This is a genomic window from Brevibacterium antiquum CNRZ 918 (assembly GCF_900169145.1).
Taxonomy (GTDB): Bacteria; Actinomycetota; Actinomycetes; order Actinomycetales; family Brevibacteriaceae; genus Brevibacterium; species Brevibacterium koreense.
On the sequence record NZ_FXZD01000018.1, the window covers coordinates 1 to 20951 of the forward strand.

Consider the following 20951-nt stretch of genomic DNA (forward strand, 5'->3'; position numbering starts at 1 on the left):
CAGGCATTGCCCGATTCCTCGGGTATTCGGGTCAGGCCGAGTCGGGTGGGGTGAGAGTTGTTCCCGGGGATAATTTGTGTGAGGCACGACCCTCATTAGCCGGGGGTATTGACATGAGGCACTCCGGGGAACTTGCGCGGCCCACAGGCAGCACGTCGCACGTTCTCCCTCCAGTTAAGTGCCCCTCCCAGGTGGGTCGGTTGCTCGTCCCATCGTTCGGAGTACCACATGCCGCGTCTGCCACCCCTTCGCCAGCTGAGCAGCAAGCTCGCGTCCCCCTCGCCCCAAAGGTCAACCATTGAGTTCAGAGACTGAGACCTCTGGCACCATTGATGACATGGCACCACTTTCATCGTGGACGACTTCCACACACGAGCCGCTTAATCGGCACTCGATGGTGCACATGGTTGCCCCATCGGCGACCATCGGATCGGGAGTCGACTGGGCTGCGTCACAGATCCCAAACCAATACACGGATCCGGATCGCGTCGCCACGATCCTCGCCAAGCTGGGGAAACCTAAAGCAGCCAAGTACCTGAAGGGAAAGCTTCCTACAAGCAAGCGCACCCGCTCGGGCGACCTCGGAGAGATCATCGGAGCGCAGTACGCAACGCTTGAACTGGGCTTTCGAGTGGTGGAGCGGCTGCGGTGGAAGGACCACCGCGAGATGTCGATGCGTGGCGATGATTTGATTGGTGTGCGCGCGAGTACGAACGGAACGCTGGAACTATTGAAGGGTGAGGCAAAGAGCCGTGCAAGGCTCGGAACTGCAACGGTCACGGACGCAGATGATGCACTTAAGCGCGATCGGGGACGACCATCACCTCATGCTCTCAGCTTCGTCGCTGACCGACTCCACGAACTCGGTGAGCACACGTTGGCGGAGCTCATCGACGACGCCCAGTTAATTTCTGGAATCAGTCAACGGCAGGTGGTCCAACTGCTTTTTACCTTCACTGGTAATGATCCGAGGGCCCTCCTCCGCGCAAATACGACAGCGTACCGGGGACGTGTAAAGCGTCTCGCCGTCGGTCTGCAGGTCTCAAAGCATCAGGCGTTCATCGCGAAGGTGTACTCCAAGGCGATCGCTGATGCCTGAAACAGTTGATGAGATTGAGGCAGCGATCGGGCAGGCGACTGCACCCGGATTTCGTGAACAGCTTCTCGCGCGAGGAGAAGCCCGGTCGATGATCTGGCGGGACGGTGTCCTGCCAGAGGACGCGCCCGAATTCGACCAGCTGCTCAGCTACGACCTTCTCTCCTACGGCTACTCGCTCCTAAGCCTGGGGCTGCGCCTCGTGGAGGCGAATGGATCGCGCAGCCTCGCCCAACGCGCCTTTGAGGGCGCAGCCACAGCCATCGAATCAGTGATCGCGAGGGGACCCAACTCGCGCGAACGAGGCTTCCACCGCGTCGTCGCGGCAGCCGCCTACCACCTCGGCGGCTACTCCGCGCGTGCATACTCGCTGCTTCAGACAGCGCTCGATTCCGGTGAAGTCACGATTGGCGAGCGATCCCTCATCCACATCATCCGCAGAGAACTCGACACCCTGGCTGCGCTCATCTTGAGCCACCGCTACGAGGACGCGGCAGCAGACGCCAACCTGGTTGAGACGTTGCGCGGGCTCCTCGAGCCGACGAGCGATGAGGACCAGGCTGATGACAGCGGCGACACCGATGTCGTTGACGTCGTCGACCTCGCACTGACGGACGCGTTCGTCGGTGCGATCAGCATGGCGCTGCTTGCGTTCGAACGGGGCGAGCAAGCGCTGCTGGATGAGGCCCTCAGCACGCTGCAGGTCGGTCTAGGAGCCGCCGGCGAACTGAACATGGTTCCGCAGTGGTGGTGCCATCGACTTGCGATTCACCTGCTTCGCGGTCTGTGGGAGGCCAGTTTCCATCGCCTGCTCCCGGACGCCCCAACCGACGGTGGTGGTGGCGACTGGGCACAACTGCGTGCGACGTTCATCGCATCCCTCTTCCGGAGGCGACGCTCGGAGATCGACCTATGGCCGTCGCAGCTCGCCGCAGCAGAGCGGGTGCTGAATACCAGCGAGAACTTGGTGCTGTCTCTTCCGACGAGCGCCGGCAAGACCCGGATTGCCGAGCTTTGCATCCTCGCATGCCTAGCCGAGGGCCGGCGGGTTGTGTTCGTAACCCCATTGCGGGCGCTGTCAGCTCAGACCGAAACCGCCCTGCAACGCACTTTCACCCCTCTGGGGAAGACCGTCTCATCCTTATACGGCGCGATCGGGGCCAGCAGCGCCGACGAGGATTTGCTGCGAGAGAGGGACATCGTCGTCGCTACTCCCGAGAAGCTCGACTTCGCCCTGCGCAACGACCCAACACTCCTCGACAGCGTAGGGCTTGTCGTCCTCGACGAGGGGCACATGATCGGGGCGGATGAACGTGAGGTCCGATACGAAGTTCAGATCCAACGACTGCTGCGCCGTGGGGATGCGGCTACCAGACGTATCATCTGCCTCTCGGCGATACTGCCAGACGGAGATGAAGTCGAGGACTTCGTCAACTGGCTCACCGATGACCAGCCCGACGGTCTCATCGCGAGCTCGTGGCGGCCGACGAAGCTTCGCTATGGCGAAGTGATCTGGCAAGGCGATCGAGCCCGCCTGAGCATCATCGTGGGAGACGAGGAGCCCTTCGTGCCCCGGTTCCTCGAACCCTTAGTTCCACCGATCGGTCGCAGGAAGACGCCCTTCCCCAAGAATCAGCAGGAGCTGACGCTGGCTACCGCCTGGCGGCTCGTCGACGACGGGCAGACTGTCCTGATCTTTTGCCCACTCAAATTATCGGTGAACGCATTTGCCAGAGTCATCGTCGACCTTCATACACGGGAAGCACTGCGAAGTGTCTTCGAAGGAGATCCGGGCGACCTCGCCTCGGCCATCACGATCGGAGAGGAATGGTTCGGCCGAGATCACCCGATCCTCGCCTGTCTGAGACTCGGCGTAGCGATTCATCACGGATCGCTGCCCGCACCCTACCGACGAGAGGTCGAAAGGCTGCTGCAGCGAGGGGCGCTGAAGGTCACGGTCTCTTCGCCGACCCTCGCCCAGGGACTAAATCTCTCAGCCAGCGCGCTCGTAATGCACAGCCTCTGGCGCAACCGAGAACTGATCAAGGCGTCTGAGTTCCGCAACATCGTCGGCAGAGCCGGCAGAGCGTTCGTAGACTCCGTCGGCCTCGTCGTCCACCCAATCTTCAAGGACGTGTCCCGAGGGAGGCGGAACTGGGGGCAGTTGGTCAAGGACACCGCTCTGCGCGACATGGAAAGCGGCCTACTGCAACTGGTGGCGAACCTGTTTGCCCGGATGCAGGCCAAGCACGGTCTCCGGGACCTGGACTCGCTGCTGGAATACGTCGCCGGCGCAGCGGCGTGGGATTACCCAGAAGTCGCCGCCGAGAGCGAGGAGGAAGCCGAGCGCTCCCGATTTGCGTGGCGCTCGCAGCTCGCTAGCCTCGACAACGCCCTCCTCAGTCTGCTCAACGACTCCGCGATAGCGGAGGACGGAATCGAGGGGGCTCTCGATGACGTGCTCGCCTCGTCTCTTTGGACCAGAAGCTTGGCTCGACGGCAGGAGCCCGTTCAGACAGCGCTTCGAGCCGGCCTGACCGCGCGTGCACGCTTCCTCTGGAGCCAGTCGACCCCGGCGCAGCGCCGAGGGTACTTCCTTGCCGGGGTCGGTCTCGAGACCGGACGCCAACTCGATGAGCACGCCAGCATCTTGGAGCAGCACCTGCGCGACGCCGACGAGGGCATCCGAATCAGCGACCCCGGTGCCGCAATCGACGCCCTGACCAGCTTCGCTGGGATCGCATTCGACATCTACCCCTTCGCGCCCCGCACTCTTCCTCCGCAGTGGGAAGGCATCCTCGCCGCATGGCTTCGCGGCGAGGATGCCACGCAGATTGCGGGAGAGGAGGTCACGGACACGCTGGAATTCATCGAGGATTCGCTGGCCTACCGGCTTCCATGGGCGCTGGAAGCGGTCCGGGTCCGAGCGACCGCCCACGAAGAGCCTGTCAACGGTCTTTGGGCGTTCCTCGCCGATGAGCACGGGCTCGCAGTTGCATCGCTAGAGACAGGGACGCTGAACCGATCCGCCGCGCTGCTCATGCAGGCCGGATTCTCCTCCCGAGCCGGTGCCCTCGCCGCCATCGCAGCCGGACGCGGCACCTTCACAACCGTGTCGGAGCTTCACCAGTGGCTGAACTCGGAGGAGGTGCGGCAACATGCGAACGACCCGCACTGGCCGACCGTGTCATCGCACGATCTCTGGGTCGATTTCATCAGCCGTGGCGCTGCTGCACCGGAGAGAACCTGGATCAACACAGTCGAGGATGCCGCGGTGACGTGGCTTCCCGATCACCAGCCGAGTAGCGGGACTCCCTATCGAGCCGTGTCCCTTGCGAACGGTGAGACCATCCTCCAAGCCGCGGACGGTCGACGAGCCGGTTCGCTTGAGGAACCACTCAATCCGAAAAGGCGCGGGTTGCTCATAGTCACCGGGACGAACGCCGCCAACAGCGTCGAACTCCGCTATCGAGGCCCATCCGACCTTCATGCGTAACTGTGTTGCATGATTCTCAGATCATGTTCGGATTTCTACGGGACAATGGGATTGCAACGGATACCACATGCTTTGCCTGACACCACTACCCAGCGGATCTGGACAGGGATCCTGGTCCGGGGCCGCAGGGCGGTGCCTCTGGAGTAGGAATGGGGCTGCCTGAGCGTGCAGCGTGAGCATGGTGTCTATTCACCCGTCCGTTCGGTGCGCATCGAATGACGGTGTAGGAGTACACGAGCGGATCACGAAGAGCCAGGTAGTCGACCTGCGCACGAGGATGCTCCAAGTCTCACTTCTTATAACCCTTAATCCTTCTGACCCATTCTTTGAAGCGGACCAACTCCGCTTCGAGTTCGTCGGGCTCCGGTGCGGTGAAGTTGGTCTCGGGGGCCTGATCGTGGCGAGGCGCCCACTCCGATGCCTTAGCGTAGCCAGATTGGTAGTCGTTGTCGTCTTGTTCCGTGATTCCTACGAGCATCTTGAACATGCGTGGCCGCACCTCGTTAGTACCGCGATCCACCAGCTCGTTCACAACATCGAGGTTGACCACGCGTTCCCATGCTTGAGACAACCGCCCGCCCCACTCCTGAGCACGCCGCGTGTACTCATCGGAGTCGAGCTGGCCCCGCTCCTTCTTGAGTCGTGCGATCTCGGCTTCCAGGTGGTTGATCCGCGACGGGATGTCTTTGACGCTCCAAGGATGCTTGTCAGCAGTTAGCCCTGGACGCTCGCCCTGTCGTAGAATTGCGCGCTCAGCGACGTCGACCCCAAGGTCCCGTGCCGCCTTGTTAAGGGCGTTCACGAAAGTTGCCTCGTGCGTGAAAACAACGACTTGTCTCGACCGTGCCAGTTCCGCGAGGCGGCGGGCCACGCGGGAACGGCGGCTGGCGTCGAGCGACGACACAGGGTCGTCGAGCACAACGGCTGACTTCGACTCATCAAACTCGACTTCGGTGAGGAATCCGGCCAACCCGAGAGCGGTCTGTTCACCCTCGCTCAGTACATCGTCGATATCGGCGTCCAAGATGGCTCCGAGTAGACGGGGCCGATGCTGGAGCGTGACGTCGCGTCTACCTTTAGTGGGAGCGAGTGTGACCCGGCGCAAGTAAAGCTGCTCAGTCTCGTGAGTGAACTGGTCTCGAACGATGCTCGTCACGTAAGCCGTGGTTAAGGCCGTTGCCTTGCGGGTAATCCCAGTAGTGTCAGTGAGTCGGCGAGCTTCTTCAATCTTGGTTCTCGCCTGGAGCCGCACCAATTCTTTGACAAGATTATCTTTGGCCTTCGCAAATTGCTCTGCCGCTTGGAGATCGGCAACCTCGGATTTCAGCGCTCGGACAGAATCGTTGAAGCTTGTTGAATCAATATTCGCGCTGGCGGTGATCAGCGTTTGTCGCCTCTCGCCGATGGTTGTGCCCGGAGCCACTCCAGAGGTCGTCGGACGCTCCTCTCTGGTGCCGTCAACCCACGCTACTATCTCAGTGGCGACCGTTGCCGCTTCGGTCATCCATGTCTGGCTTGCTGTGACATCCTCGCCACCAGCCTGCAGCTGGCTCAAGGCGGTAGTCACAGCCGCCGGCGCGGACTGGAGACGAGCAATCTCATCGCGACGCTGAATGACGCGACGCTCGGCAGCATCGGCATCACGCGAGGTGGTGTCCTTTATGAAGGCATCGAATCGCCCCAATCGGTTTGATCCATCCGGGCTCAGCGGTTGCTGGCATAGAACACACACGGCGTCATCGGTAGTGACTGGGAAGTCGTGTTCGTGATACGCCTCGGTCGTCGAATACCGACGTGCCGCATCCCAGAGGGCCCGCCACGTCGCCGACCCGACACCAGGCAATGGCTCGGCGTCGAAGTTCTTCGCTGACGCGATCTTTGCCGCCCCTCGGAGATCGATTGCACTTTTCGCGAGCGCGGCCACATTGTCGAACGACTGGTTCGTTACGGCCTCAGCCAGTTGATCGCTATGACTCTTGACTGTCGCCCAATGGGCTGCGAGCTGAGCGAGGCGTGTCTTCTCTGCATTAAGATCGCTGGCTTGCAAGCGCGTGAGTTCCCGCAGTTTGGCGGAGAGCGATACGTCGTGATCCGGGGACAGCGTCGTGGCCTCGTCGATCTGCTCACGCGTGGTGGTAGCACTGAGCTGATCAAGAAACTGCTTTGCCTTCGTGCCTTCCCCAAGGAGCGGAAGTTCCATACGGAGCGCCGCATTGTCACTCAGGCGCTGTGAGAGAGCTTGCCGCACCTGATCGCACGCGGCCGAGAGCCGATCGAGCAGAGTAAGCGCGGATGGGCGATAGCTGATCTCTGAGGCTGTGGTGACATAGGCGTCGCCGCACTCTTCGTCGTAGAACCGTACCGATGACAGATCGCGGCTGGTCCCCTGTGTGAGCGCCCAGGTCGTAGCCGTAGAGCCAACCACGTACTCGAAGACTGCCTTCTGATCGTGCACGCTCTTTGCGAAGACATCACCGAGAAGATCACCCTTGATTCGGGCAGTAACGGCCTGCCGAATGAGACGGGCGTAGCCGGACTTCCCGCTGGCATTGTCGCCGTAGATGATCGTCAGGCCCTTGCTGGCGAAGGTCAACCGCTGGCCCGTGATGAGCGCGTTCACGCCCTCCACGTCGGCTACGGCTGACAGCCGTATCGACTCTCCGCTCTCGGAGGTACCAGGGACATCGGCAGCGGTGATGGCGGCGACGGATGGATACGTCCCTGCGATCAGGTGATCGGCGATCTCGTTGACGGCGTCTTCAGACAGATTCTCGTTCCGGCAAAAGCGCCCGACGGCATCCTTCTGCCAGTCGGTGCGTTCAGCCACCCAGGTCGCCAGGTCGTTCGCGAGTGTCACGGTGTGATCCCCAAAGCGGTGAGTAGCGCAGCATGCGCCTGTTTCAGGGCGAGGATACCCTGCGGTCTGAGGGCCACCTCGTCGAGTTCAATGAGGTGGTTCGCGATCTCCTGCTTCGTCGGTGCCCGCCATCCCTGACTGGCAGCCCAGGCTTCCAGAGTCGTGGACCACGGTGCTGCCGTCGCATCGGGCAGGCTTGGTGGTTCACCTATGGTGACTCCGGCGTTGACGTCGCGGAGCAGCGCGGTAAAAGTGTGCAGGTAGAGATCCGAGTCCAGGGTGTTCTCAATGCCGTGCACGTCGAGGGCGACAATCCGGTCACCAGGTATGGCGCGACCGATCGTCTCGGCGAGCCTTTGTCCCCCGCCGTCGCCGTCGACGAGGAACGCGACCCTAGCCGCCTGGAAGTCGAGCTCCGGGTACGAGTCCTTCGGCATCTCTGAGAGGCCAGGTGCCACCTGATACGGCAGACTGTCTTGTCCTATGGCGGCGCGCATTAGGGTCGGGAGGAGGATCATGTCGGTGGCGCCTTCCGCGATGACCGCGCAGCGTGCTGGTGTAAATGCTGCGGCCGAGGCACCCATCGCGAACATCAGGGAGGTGAACCCGCCGCCCTCTTGTCGCCAGAAGCTGTTTTCTACGTGGCTCGTCTCGTCGCTGTCGGGCACGACGGCTCGGATACCGACACCAAGATCGGCGGGTAGACAGCCCGGCGAGTGGGTGGTGTAGATGATCTTGTCGGCTTTGTCCTGTTTGGCGAACATCTGCACGAGATCGGCCTGCGCGTCGATGTGAAGGCGGGTTTCCGCCTCATCGATCAGGAGGATCGTCGCGCGTCCACTGTTTCGCGCAGCAAGGAAAGAGTTCAAAGCGACGAACATTCGCAACCCAGCGCTTCGTTCGTCGAACACGGATGCGTGTACACCGTCTTCGACGATGCCAATTCGGAGAAGCTTGTTCTCGACGTTGAGTTCGACCTTTAGGTCGGACTGCTGCCATGCGTTCTTGAAGTAGTTGCCGAGTGTGATGTTCGCCTTGTTCTTGATTGTGTCTCGTCGGGATACCTGTCCGGTCTGCACGGCCTGGGTTAGAGCATTCAGGTCAAGTCCGGCCAATCGCGCCAGGTTCGCAAGCGCTGTTGGCACGTCGCCAAGCAGTGCGTCATCAAGGGTGTAGGCAGAAGCCAGCGTGCGGTCGGCCTCAGTGAACATGACTACGTCGGGGGTGAGATTCCAGAGTGCCTTCTCGGTCCTCTCCGTGGGGTCCTCACGATCAACCCACGCTCCGAGTGAGAGAAGCAGTCGCTGCAGAACGTCGGTTTCGGCGAATGCACTCAATACCTCGACGTCTTTGTCAGCGCGTTCGCGCAAGGCGTCAATCGGTTCTCGCTCCCCGAGCGGGTTAGCGAGGTGGGTATCGAGATCTTGTCGCAGCAGGCGAAGTTCATCGAGCAACGGCGAACCATCCGGGGGCTCTGGTATTTCGTCTTCCTCGGCCATTTCGATGGGAAGCGGTTCTAAGACGCTGATTGCTGACAGGGATTCACCCAGGTCGGCTGCCAGTTGCTTCAGCTGCGCCTCGGACTTGCGAGGTGCGGGCTTGACAGTGAAGTTGGGTCCATCACCGTCGGCACGACGACTAACGAAGAATTCGATTGGAGTGTCCTCGAGTTCAAGGTCCTCCAACTCCTTACGGTCCTCGTCGCTGACGCGGTAACGCAAGCTGACGACCGGGGTGGAGTCGGCGATGCCCGTCGATGCGCGCGACCGCTGTGCGGGTCCGAGAGCGTCGGAGGCGTCCACATAGGCAAGTGACCTGAGGAGCGTCGTCTTACCTGCCTCGTTTGGCCCAACGATTGCGACAAGCTTCTGGTCTAGCTTGATCGTGGTATCAAGGAGCCGGCCGGCACCACGCACTCGTGCAGAAACAAGCCTCATGCAGCATCCCCCGATCCGTTGCGCTGGTCAGTCGCATCCTCTCGATCGGCGGCGTCGACGCTCAGCTGGTCCTAGCCTCGATGGGTGCCCCCAGAGCGTCGGCTCTGGAACCTCGTGGCTCATTGACGAACTCTACCGGCTAGGTCCGACTCAGCGATGCATCTCTGCGCACTCGGTGCTGTCGTTCCGCATGGGCATCGCTGACAAGTCATCCGCACGGCAAGGCTCTCGACCGGCCGACCCCGCGCTTGACCGGAAGGTGCGCTCGTGACACCCCGTGCCATACCGAACGGGTAATGATGTTCATCGGTGCTGTCCTCAGTCCTTCGGACGGAGACACGAAAAGGAGGCCGGACCTGCAGAAACCCGCAGGTCCGGGCCTTCCATCAGCCTTTTCGGGCCTCGGGCAAGCTCTGATCTTTCAGAACGCCCAGTCCTCGTCCTCCCTGATGAGAGGCGGAGAATCCTGCGGCTCCTCCAGCTCCAATGGCCGCTCGTGCCATCTATGTGCCACTCGCGATCGAAGCTAACGGTCACCGGCTCCAACGCTGTTGTCGCACAGCCCAAGTTTACCTCCGGCGCTCGGCACACTCAACGCGTTCAGTATTAAACACAGGCACGTTGGAGGACGATCAGCCGAGCTGCTCTCGCTACGTACGCGGCTAAGCCAAGCCGCTGGAAGTCTATCAACGTGGTGGTCTCAATGCTGCGCAAGTCGTGTCACGGGACGTACTCGACGGCGCCTGGGAATCCGGCAACGAGGGACGTCGACCAACATCTGTCGGCCGACGCGCTCGAGGGTCATTGTGCCAAGAAACAGGCTCCAGTTGAAGCCACCCAATTGGCTCTCAAGACGCTGGCGACCCACCCTCAGCCACCTGCTTACGTCCGATCGCCAACGCTCACCAATCCGGCACGTTCTGTGGTCACTAATGAGCGAGAGCGAAGCGGCGGACAATCCTAGCATCGCGAGCACCACCCTGGAGCAGGCTTGCCCCCGCCTCAAGCCCCGGTCACAACGAGCTTTAGAAACCCAACTCTATCAACGAATCAATTTGCATCCGGAAGGTAGGTAAAAACCCCTGATCTTCGGTCGACCTCTGGATCCTCCTATCTTCCCTGAGGCTCTCTCGAGCTACAGCAATTGCCTTATCTGCGTGGAGCAGAATGGCGCTCAACTCTATTAGGACACTATTGCTTGGAATTTTTGCAATCCTGATCCTTGAGTCATAGCCACGAATGTCAAAATTGGGATCCTCCGACTCGGCAAGAACCAGAGCCTGATTAGGCTGTATAGTTCCAGCCAATTGAGTAAAATCTTGCCTTAAATCCTGCGAATCGAGCTTCTCTGGCGCAATAAGGGGCGCCGCACTCCAGCCGAATATCGGCCCTAGCGGACCCGACATGAGTTCGACAAAAGGTCCTACAAGACCAGATTTGACTATTTCGCTAATGCTGCCCGGATCTTGATCGCCCCTCATTGCCTGTTCGACGATTGGAGGCGCCGTGCAAGATACCTTCTCGAGTTTCCCATCAGAGTTTCGCCCTAGAACCGCCGTGGCAAACACCGATGCATCCTCACGAAATTGCTCGGCAACTAGCTTTGCGTCGGCGTAGGTAGCTGGTGCCGATAGGATCATTGTGCTGGATTTCATCTTTCGCGCTCCTTCATCTCACTCGCACCAGCCTCGCCTGGCGCTCCGTCTTCGTAAGTACGGGATGGCCAAAAGTAGCTTCTGCCTAGAGTATTTGATCGCAGGTAGTTTGCGACCTTCGTGGTTGACATCGACGTTGCATGTCCATCAGGGAGCAGACCTTCACGCATTCTAATTAGTCGCATTAAGAACTGTTGCTCGCAGTCCCAAACGATCCACCGCCCGCCTGGCGCGAGCGAGGCTCGTGCAAGTCTGCTCTGAACGGTGGCCTTGACGTGGACTCTACACGATCGTAGGCTTCGATTAAGTGAGGCACCTCACTTATCGCACTCAGCACACACTCAAGGAGGAGACATGAGACGGCTCGCTACGATCCTGATCTCAGCTTTTACGAGTCTTGGATTGGTGACCTTCGGCGGCTCGACGGCCCTTGCATCAGAGCCCGCGGCTCAGTCTGTTACAGCGCACGTTGCGCCTGCATCGGTGGCCGCCCCGGCAGAGGTCGAACCTGAGATTGATTGGGGGGAGGTAATTAGAACATTTCACGATCAGGGAAGCTGCAACGCCGTCAGGGTCGTTTACGAATCAGTTCGGCCAGATCTTCCCAAGCTGAAATGCATCAAGGGCGACAATGGACTTTGGCACCTCGTTCGCAGGTAGTTCTATCACTAGAAACCGCGTGCGTGGCTGGATCGTACTTCCTGATGGGAGGTGCGATCCAGCTATTTGCCTACGCCCGCACGAGGCATTACCTCGCTCGTCTAGCCATTGTAGGTGCCCACTTCTTGAACGGCCTCCGCGCGAGTCTATTGATACAAGCTGCCACTATCCAGGACCAGTGACCAGTCGTTAGGGCCCCACGAATATATAGAGGCACCTCAACTGGGTGGTGACGTCTCTCGCCATGGCCATCAACCACGGTGCCGCCGTAATGAAGAGGTGTCGGTGCCGGTTCTAGACGCGGCCGTTTGGCCACCGTGGCCACATGATCGTCTGGCAAGACTGATCCGGTCCCCCTCGTTACGAGACTCCCCGTGCTCATCGATTGCCAACGCACGGGGGTCAGCGGCACCGTGTTTCTGATGCTCACATGCCGGGCCAACACGCGAGTCTTGGCCTGTGCTTGGAGTGCGGTCAAAAAACTGCCAGGACCGGTTCGTAGAAAAAGGAGCCATATGCGCAGGAGGAAAGCCAATGCCGACCGTAAACGAGTTGCAGGATTCCGGCAAGCATTCGGCGTGATGAGACCGTACCAGGCGGTGCTATGGTGGGCGCTGCTAATCGGAATATGCGCCGCGGGGATCTCCACCATCCAACCTATTTTCGTTTCCAGGGTCGTCGACGAGTTCAGCGGCGGAATCACCATCGGTCTGCCCATGCTCATCGTTTGCCTGCTTATTGTCGGCGCGGGGTTGACAGGAATGAAGGAACTGCTCATCGAGAGAGCCGGAGAGCGGTTCGCCTACGACACCCGAGTAGCCCTCGTCGAACTCATCTACAACCTACCAATTCCTAGACTCGAGAAACACGACAGAGCCGACATCGTCTCAAGAGTCACCTCCGACGTCACTGCGGCGCGAATGCTTCTGACGTCCGGCATTATCGACCTGGCGGTGGGGGGCGCCACTGTTATCGTCTCGGTGGTGATGATGGCGACGATCGACCCTCTCCTACTCTCGCTCGCCCTCGTCGCTGTGCTCGTCGTGGCGATCGCCGTCTACAAACTGGGCGAGAAGGCGCGCCCCATCGGTCTGAGCATGCAGGACTCGATCGGGACGCTCGCCGGGCACCTCTCTCGAGCGATCGGCTCCATCAAGACGATCCGCGCGGCGAGAGCAACCAAGGCAGAAGGACTGGGAGCGCAGGAACAGGCGGCGGCCGTTCGGCGAGCCGGGCTTGAAGCCGCCAATCTGCGGGCGATCATCCAAGCCACGACCGGCGTCGCAGTTCAGCTCTTGATCGTTGTGGTCGTCGGCATCGGTGCGCTCCGAGTCTCCGTGGGAGCCGTGTCAACAGGCGATCTTGCCGCATTCATCATGTATCTCATGCTGATCGTCACGCCCATCACGATGATGGCGACCATCGTTTCCACGCTGGGTGAGGCCTTCGGGGCGCTCTCGCGAATTCTTGAGCTTCAGAGAGAGCCGATCGAAGACCCAGGTCCCGACCAGGAAGCGGCGGCGGCCGTCCGCCCTCGGCTGGACTCGCCGGCGTTAGAGTTCGACACCGTCTCGTTCGCATACTCCTTGACGCGGGCGTCGAACCAGCCCGTTGCATTGACACTCGACAACGTAAGTTTCGCCGCTGCTCCGGGCGCTGTGACGGCGCTCGTGGGGCCTTCTGGGGCCGGGAAGACCACGGTCTTCTCGCTCATCGAGCGATTCTACGACGTCACGGAGGGAACGATTCGCATCCATGGGCGCGACATGGGATCGATGTCCCGCGACGAGGTGCGCTCGCGCGTCGCCTACGTCGACCAGGACGCAGCAGCGTTGTCCGGCACAATCCGCGACAACCTGCGCCTCAACGCTCCATCGGCCGACGACGAGACCTGTGCGCAGGCTCTCTGGAAAGTTGGCCTCCTAGCCGAGCACGAACAGGCACGCGAAGTGCTTGACAGGAGCGTCGGCGAGCTAGGGTCGCGCCTCAGCGGTGGCGAGCGCCAGCGCCTGGCCTTCGCGCGGGCCATACTCTCCCAGGCGGAGATCCTTCTCCTTGACGAAGTCACCTCTCACCTGGACGGTAGGAACGAATCGGCGATCCAAGACGTGATGCGGTCTGGCGACGACCAGACCGTTCTCGTCATCGCCCACCGCCTGTCAACGATCGCCGACGCGGACCGCATCATTCTCTTCGACGAGGGTCGGATCCGGGATGCCGGAACCCACCGCGAGCTGCTCGGGCGGTCGGAACTCTACCTCAGCCTCGCCCGCACGCAGTTCATCACCAGCGATCCCGACTGAACCAGAGCTCCCACGAACGGGAGGGTTGCCAAGATGCGATCCGGCTGCTAAGTTGGGTAGTCACCTTACTCTTACGCCTAGAGGGGAGGACGGACAGATGCCGCTCGACACTCGCTACCTGCACTACTGTCAGGCGGGGAAGCCCTTCTATCAGCCAGCTGACAATGCGGGCTCGTCCCCGGCGCTGGGCTCAGACATCGTCCAACTCACCGAGTGGACCGTCACCAGGAGTCAGCCATGGACCGTCTACGTCCCGTCCGATAGGCGATTGCCGCGCCAGGGTTGGAAGATCCATCTCTCAGCGACGAGAAGTAATCGCGCAGCAGTCCTCCGCGCAGCCTCTGAATATTGCTATCGCCACGACATTCCCTTCAAGCACCTGTCGACCGAGGCGGACTTCAAGTCGCAGAACAGCAAGTACGCGAACCGGGCATCGTCGGGGAAGTTTGTCACCGTCTATCCCGAATCCGTCGAACAGTTCGAGAAGACCCTGCGCGACCTCGACTCGACCATCGGACACCTCGAGGGGCCCTACATTCTCTCTGATCGACGATGGGGAACCGGCCCAATCTTCTATCGATACGGTGCGTTCGTACAGTCGAACTCGGAGACCACCTTCGTCACGACGCTCATTGCTCCCGACGGTACAGAGGTCGAGGATCCCAGGGAGCCTGCCTTCACGCCCCCCGCCTGGCTCGACTTCCCGACGTTCCTGAGCGAGCAGAGGGACCAGGCGGGTGGGCCTGAATTCCCGTTCGAAATGGTCAAGGCTCTGCATTTCTCCAACGGAGGAGGAGTCTACCTGGCTCGGGCTCTGACCAACGAGTTTGTCGGAGCCGGGACCGATGTCGTCCTCAAAGAGGCACGACCCCACACTGCCGTCGACGACGACGGCCTCGACGCCGTTGACCGCCTAGCACACGAGAACCGAGTGTTGCAGGACCTCGCATCAACCGGATTCGTCCCGCAGGTGCATGGAATCTTCCGGCACTGGGAGCACATGTTCTTGGTCCAAGAGCATGTCGATGGGCTCGACCTCAAGCGCGAGTGGATGAAGCGGACGCCGGTGCTCAAACCGCGACCCTGGACTCTGCAGGAGCCCGATTACCTCAAATGGCTTGAGAGAACGATCGGGCGCCTCGAGGCCGCCATCGGTGCCTTCCATCGTAAGGGCTGGCTCATCGGCGACATCCATCCAAAGAACATCATCATGAGAAACGGTGCGCACCCCGTCTTCATCGACCTCGAGTTCGCCCATGCGATGGACGAGCGGTGGCGGAGCACAAACGGTGCACCCGGATACGAGCCATCCAAAGGCCTGACGGGAGCTGCAGCTGATAGATGGTCGCTGGGCATCGTCGAGCTGGACCTCGTGCTCCCGCAGGCGACGATCGCCGACCAAGGGAACCACCAGAAGATCGTAGATCTAGTAGCGTTCGGGCAGGAGGAGCTCGGAGTTCCGGAGGCAGCCGCTGCCCGAATTCTCCGGAACACCGTCGAGGCGCTCCCTCATTCTGAATCGGCTAGGCCGACGATGCCGCCGCTGGAGATCGACCAGTTGCAGAGACGGTTTGCGACGGCTATCCTCTCGACGATCGACCTCGAGAATCCGCTTGCCCCGGTTCCCTCGGACATTGAAGTGTTCGAGGAGGGAGGAGACGAAGCCAGGATCGGCTATCCATACGGGATCGTCGGAGTGCTGGCGGCCTTAACCGTCTCAGGAGTACCACTGGAGGATCGACTGATCCGCCGCTCCACCGGATGGATTCGTGAACGGCTTTCTCAAATCCGCTCTAGCGGCTTCAAGGGAAGAGAAGGCATCCAGTACGGCCTCGAGCAGATCGGCTTCCACGCTCTGGCCGCCGAGGTGGAGCGGCTTGACCTTGCGCCGCCCTCGGACCACACCTATTGGTCGGGCTGGGCAGGAGTCGGGCTAGGCGCGCTGTCCCGAGACAGTGTCCATGCCAAGGAGATAGAGGCCGCGTCCGACGCACTGAGCCGACTGCTCGAGACCGACGTTGAGACCCCGGTGGCAGGCCTTCTCCACGGCTGGAGCGGCCCGGCGCTCTTCTGGACAACTGCTTTCCGACGCCATGCTCAGCGACCCGAGTACAAGGATCTTGCGAGACGAGCGATCGAGCGCGACCTCAGTGCGTGCGGCGAGACTCTCAACGGCACCATTGAACTCGACGAGGGTTGGCGCACCCTGCCTTATCTGGGCACTGGCTCGGCAGGCGTAGCCCTGGCCATTGAAGAGCTCAACGCCATCAGCGAGTCGCCGAGATTCACGCAGGAGCTCGACAAGCTTCGCCTTGCCTCGACGTATTTTCAGTGCGGCCAGGGCGGCTTCGCCCACGGCCTCACGGGCTTCATCACAATGCTTGCCCGCTACCCGGAGATGCACTCTGGCGCGAGAGAGGTTCTCGAATCTCACATGCGATCGCTCCAGCTGCACGCAGTCCCCTTCGGGGAGGGCCTACTCATCCGGGGGAACCAGAATCTCCGGTTGTCCTGTGATTTCCTGACCGGTTCTGCAGGTGTGCTCGGTGGGCTGTCCGCAGTCCAGGGCCGCTGGTCAGGTGTTCCGTTCCTACCTGGGACGGACGGATCGAGAATGGAGAGGAGGTGACTTTAATCGTGGACAAGATTCTTGCATTCCAGAGCATGGCCGGTGAGACCGAAACCCACGACGGAGCGCGCGTGAGCACTGTCAGCGTGATTCCGCCGTGCCCGGGTTGGCCGAGCGCCGTGACGTTCGGAAACTGCTGACGCAGTTTCGCGTCGGAGATGGCGGCCGAAGTGTGCTTCGGCCGCCTCTTCGTGCTTCCTGACAGGTCGCCGCAGCATCGGCGATTGAGCAACCCGAGAGCGAAAGCGACGGACATGACATGAACACCGCACCCACTATCCATGCCGAGCAGATTGTGAAGCTCCCCAGCGGCAACGCCTCGGCGCAGCAGCTACCGATCCTGCGCGACTGCTCAGTCGACCTCGGCGGCGGCCTGACCGCCGTCGTCGGCCCGTCCGGCGCGGGAAAGACGTCTCTGCTCTACTGCCTCAGCGGCCTCGATCGCCCCGATCGGGGCCAGGTCTCCATCAACGGTACCGACCTCTACGCGATGAGCGACGAGAGGCGCACCCGGTTCCTGCGCCAGACCGCGAGCTTCGTCTTCCAGCAGTACAACCTCATCGGCTACCTCACCGTCGAGGAGAACGTCCGGCTCCCTCACGCCCTGGCCAAACACCGAGTCGAGGTAGCCGCAGTCGAGGAGATCCTCTCCCGCTTCGGTCTGCTCGAGAAGAGGGCGGCGAGGGTAAACACCCTCTCCGGGGGCGAGCAGCAGCGAGCCGCCCTGTGCCGGGCGATCCTCATGCGGCCGTCAGTGATCTTCGCTGATGAACCTACCGGCGCCCTTGACACCGCCAACACCGCCGTCGTGCTGCGGGTCTTGCGCGAACTGGCCACCCAGGAGTGCTCCGTCATCATGGTCACCCACGACGTCGAGTCCGCGGCTCTGGCCGATCGGATCGTCTTCATGCGCGATGGAACGATCGCCCACGTCACCGGACAGCTCGGCGTCGACGATATCCTCCACACCATGGCGCGCTTGGGAGGCCGGTAGTATGTACAGGTACGCTCGCCGTATTCTCCTAGCCGACCTCGGCAGCTGGTGGCCGGCCATCGCCACTGTCGCCGCCGTGACTGCGCTCGTCGGCCTATGCGCCGCGCAGTTCGCCTGGACCCATGACGACCGCTTCGTCGCCGCCACCCAGGCGCAGGGCCACGCGATCACCGAATTCACCATCGTCTCCGAGACGATCTACATGCTCGTCGCCGTCCTTGCGTTGTTCTCGCTCACCGTCGTCGGCACCGCGACCGTGGAGTCGACCCGGCGCACTTTCTCCCAGTGGCGTCTCGTCGGGGCCAGTCCTGGCGACGTGCGCCGCAGCACCTGGGCGCTCGTCGCCACCGCCTCGCTCATCGGGGCAGTGCCCGGCTCCCTCGCGGGGATCGGCCTGAGCTACGTCGTCGTGCCCGCCTTTAACCAGATGGCCGCCCCTGGCTTCAACGCCCCGGTCTTGCCGCCGTCCATCCTCGCGTGGCTGGCCTCTCTTGTCCTCGGCGTGGCCACCTGCCTGCTCGGGGCGTTCGGACCGGCGCACCGAGCCTCGCGGACGCAGGCGATCGAGGTCTTCCGCGACATCCCCGGACGTCACAGGAAAGGGTGGTGGTGGCGAGTCCCGCTGGCGGGGCTCCTGCTGCTGTTTTCCCTCGGCATGGTCGTGACAGCGGCTGCGCTCGGCGCACATTCCGCCGGCGTAGCGGTGATGTTCAATCTCGCCCTAAACGCCGGAATTTCGGCCGTGTTCTTCGCCTACATCGTCGGCCCACTCTGCGTCCCTGGGCTCCTCGCAGGGCTCGGCCACCTTGCGGGCACGTTTGGCAACGTCACCGGCCGACTCGCGGCTCGGGCTGCCGTCGAGAGGGCAGGCACCAGCGCGAACACCGTCGCCCCGCTGGCCGCGGGCATCGGCGGGGTCGGCGTCATCCTCACCTCCGTCGAATCTGCGGCGGCCGTGGTCAGGGTTGTCGACAGCTCGGCGGAGACCAACCTCGCCGACACCGTGGTGATGGCCGCCCTGATTTCCTTCGTCCTCCTCGTCACTTCCGCCGCCGTCGTCTCGCTGGTCTCGCGCGACCTTGAGCGAGAGCATTCCCTGCTGCGGATCGCAGGGATGCCGAGCCGGCGCATCACTGGTTGGTATGCCTGGCAGGCACTCCTCCTCTCCCTGACCGCCATCCTGCTCGCGGCCGTGCCGATTATCGTCACGGTGGCGACGACCGCCATCAGCTCGGCCGCCTACGTCGGCTACCCGATCGTCGCGGTGCCGTGGACGACACTTCTCCTCGGACTCGTCGTCAGCTGGCTCGTCCTTTTCCTCGTCCAGTGGTGGCCCGCCCGGGCCTCGCTACGCGCTGACGTCGCCGTCGGCCTAAGGTCGGCGTGAGGGACCGGCATGGCGCTATCCGGCTCGGAAATCGCTGAACTCGCCTATGAGGTCGAGCGCAGACGGCTGCAACCCTGGCTCGACGAGCTACGCGAGGTCAAGGAGACGACGACCGCGGAGGTACTAGGCGCCAGCGACGAAGACCTCAGAGCTCACCTTCGGGTTGGTGATACCGGCGGCCTGGTGGCGCGCTTCCCAATGCCCGACCGGAGCTGGCAGGAGATGCCGCTGCCAGCTGTCGTGGCAACCGATCTGGCGGCGTGGGCGCCTGCTGCGGACCACCGGTCCGTGGCCCTGATCTCGCGAACTCTCGACGACAACTATTCGCTATCGATTTACACGGCCGGGACGAAAGTCGGAGCATCGTCTGTGACGCACACCGAACGACGAGTCTCTTCCGGTGTCTGGGCGTTCGGAAAGGGCTTCATCTGGGTACGCAGGGATGCCTCGCAGCGCCCGAGATGCGTCGTCTGCTGGAATCCTGGTGCTGTCAGGACATTGTTCGACGAGCCCGAAGCGCGTCGTCGGGTTTTCATCGCGGGAGTCCGAGAAGGCCGGGCGGTCATCGTCAGCCGGGGATCGGGTTCGTCAGCGATCTTCTTGACAGACGACGCACTCACTAAGACGGTCGAGATTGTGCCTCGATCCGCAGAGGACGACGCCATGGCGCTTCTCGTAGCCGGCGGCCTCGCCGTGCTCGACCGTCGGGCGCAGACTGTAACGATGCACCTGGCTGAATCGGCGCATGGGATCAAGCTCCCGCCCGACTTTGTAGCGACTGATCTGGGCGAGCAACACGGCGAGCTCTACGTGCGCGGGCGGCGCAACCACACAGCAGCAGTCTGGCTCCCGGCTGACGGGCCCGATGCCGTCTGGAGCGCACCCGAGGCAGGGGTAATTGAGATTTCTCAGATCTCCGATCGGACGATCGACCTCGCGGTCGCTTCCATGATCCACTCCCCGCAAACAGTGTCGGTCGAGCGCAAGACAGTCCCCTCGACGAACGCCGCCGCCCTTCCTGGGCTGATCAGCTGGACCGAGTGGGCCGTGGCGGAAGATGGGGTGCGGATTCCTATCACCCTCTGCGGACGGGTCGACACGACCGGCCCATCCCCTGTTCTCACCATGGTCTACGGATGTTACGGTCTTTCCCTCGACGCGATGCACGATCCATATCTGGAGCATCTCATGCGAGCCGGGATCGTCATCGCCATATGCCATGTCAGGGGCGGGGGCGACTTCGGACCACGTTGGCACGATGCAGCACGGGGATCTACGAAACTGAAGTCGATCACGGACTACGAGGCGTGCTTGTCGACGATTACGCAACTCGACATGGCCGATGCGGGGCGTATCGGCGCCCTGGCCTCGAGCGCGGGCGCACTCATCGCCACTAGCGCCGTCCTGCGGCAGCCCGGACTGGTCTCAGTCCTTCAACTCGTCCACCCTTTCCTGACGCCGGAGCGAATACTCGCCGATACACACGCGCCTTTGGCCGCAAGCGACTGGATGGAGTTCGGCGACCCGACGAAGAATCGCGCTGGAGTCGAGTCCATCTCGCCACTGGCTATGCTGGAGAGTAGTTCCGCAACCGGAATGGCAACGCCTCCGCTCTGGATCCGGGCAGGAAGCCACGACGATCGGGCTCCTCTCAATGAGATCAGGCTTTGGCTCGACGTCTACGCGAACCGACTTCGTGGTCGACAACCGGATCGGACGTCGGATACAGTGCTGCAGATTGGTGACCATGGACACCGAGGGCATGCCAATGCCGACGACGCCTCCGAGGCAAATGTGGTCGCCATGGCCTGGCTCAAGCGTGAGCTGCTGGCCGGCCCGAGCTCTCCAACAGCTGTCATCGATTAGTCGAGCATGGGATGATGAGTTAGGCGCACCACTTAGTCATGACAGCCAGAAACGGTCCAGGAGGGCAACGA

The 20951-nt window shown here is 61.9% G+C and carries 10 protein-coding genes; 7 read left to right on the forward strand and 3 right to left on the reverse strand.

All coding sequences use genetic code 11. The features are described 5' to 3' along the window. Positions 1 to 337: 337 nt before the first annotated feature. On the forward strand, positions 338 to 1099 hold the full coding sequence (locus BANT918_RS15980; RefSeq protein ID WP_025388055.1) for a Hachiman antiphage defense system protein HamA: 762 nt from the start codon (positions 338 to 340) through the stop codon (positions 1097 to 1099). After that, complete coding sequence (locus tag BANT918_RS15985) at positions 1092 to 4592, forward strand: DEAD/DEAH box helicase (protein ID WP_025388056.1); 3501 nt, start codon at positions 1092 to 1094, stop codon at positions 4590 to 4592. Before BANT918_RS15980 ends, BANT918_RS15985 begins: the two co-directional genes overlap by 8 nt. Positions 4593 to 4881: 289 nt before the next feature. On the opposite strand, the gene BANT918_RS15990 is transcribed toward BANT918_RS15985, so the two are convergent. From BANT918_RS15990 to BANT918_RS16000, 3 genes are all read right to left on the reverse strand, one after another. Continuing rightward, positions 4882 to 7449, reverse strand: a complete 2568-nt coding sequence (locus BANT918_RS15990; protein ID WP_025388057.1) for an AAA family ATPase — start codon at positions 7447 to 7449, stop codon at positions 4882 to 4884. After that, positions 7446 to 9386, reverse strand: coding sequence for an AAA family ATPase (locus tag BANT918_RS15995; RefSeq protein WP_025388058.1), 1941 nt, complete (start codon positions 9384 to 9386; stop codon positions 7446 to 7448). The genes BANT918_RS15990 and BANT918_RS15995 overlap by 4 nt, the downstream gene beginning before the upstream one ends. A gap of 1025 nt (positions 9387 to 10411) precedes the next feature. Then, complete coding sequence (locus BANT918_RS16000; protein ID WP_009885244.1) at positions 10412 to 11041, reverse strand: hypothetical protein; 630 nt, start codon at positions 11039 to 11041, stop codon at positions 10412 to 10414. A gap of 1175 nt (positions 11042 to 12216) precedes the next feature. Here BANT918_RS16000 and BANT918_RS16010 point away from each other — a divergent pair. From BANT918_RS16010 to BANT918_RS16030, 5 genes are all read left to right on the forward strand, one after another. Beyond that, entirely contained in the window at positions 12217 to 14004 is a 1788-nt protein-coding gene (locus tag BANT918_RS16010; RefSeq protein ID WP_025388060.1) for an ABC transporter ATP-binding protein, read from the forward strand. A 97-nt stretch (positions 14005 to 14101) separates the two neighbouring features. Then, complete coding sequence (gene lanKC, locus BANT918_RS16015) at positions 14102 to 16633, forward strand: class III lanthionine synthetase LanKC (RefSeq protein ID WP_025388061.1); 2532 nt, start codon at positions 14102 to 14104, stop codon at positions 16631 to 16633. A gap of 259 nt (positions 16634 to 16892) precedes the next feature. Then, entirely contained in the window at positions 16893 to 17627 is a 735-nt protein-coding gene (locus tag BANT918_RS16020) for an ABC transporter ATP-binding protein (RefSeq protein WP_009885246.1), read from the forward strand. A gap of 1 nt (position 17628) precedes the next feature. Beyond that, positions 17629 to 19014 (forward strand): FtsX-like permease family protein, encoded by a 1386-nt coding sequence (locus BANT918_RS16025; RefSeq protein ID WP_009885247.1) that lies wholly within the window; start codon positions 17629 to 17631, stop codon positions 19012 to 19014. Positions 19015 to 19023: 9 nt separating this feature from the next. Beyond that, a complete protein-coding gene (locus BANT918_RS16030; RefSeq protein WP_009885248.1) occupies positions 19024 to 20880 on the forward strand; it encodes a prolyl oligopeptidase family serine peptidase in 1857 nt (618 codons plus the stop codon). The last annotated feature ends 71 nt before the right edge of the window (positions 20881 to 20951 follow it).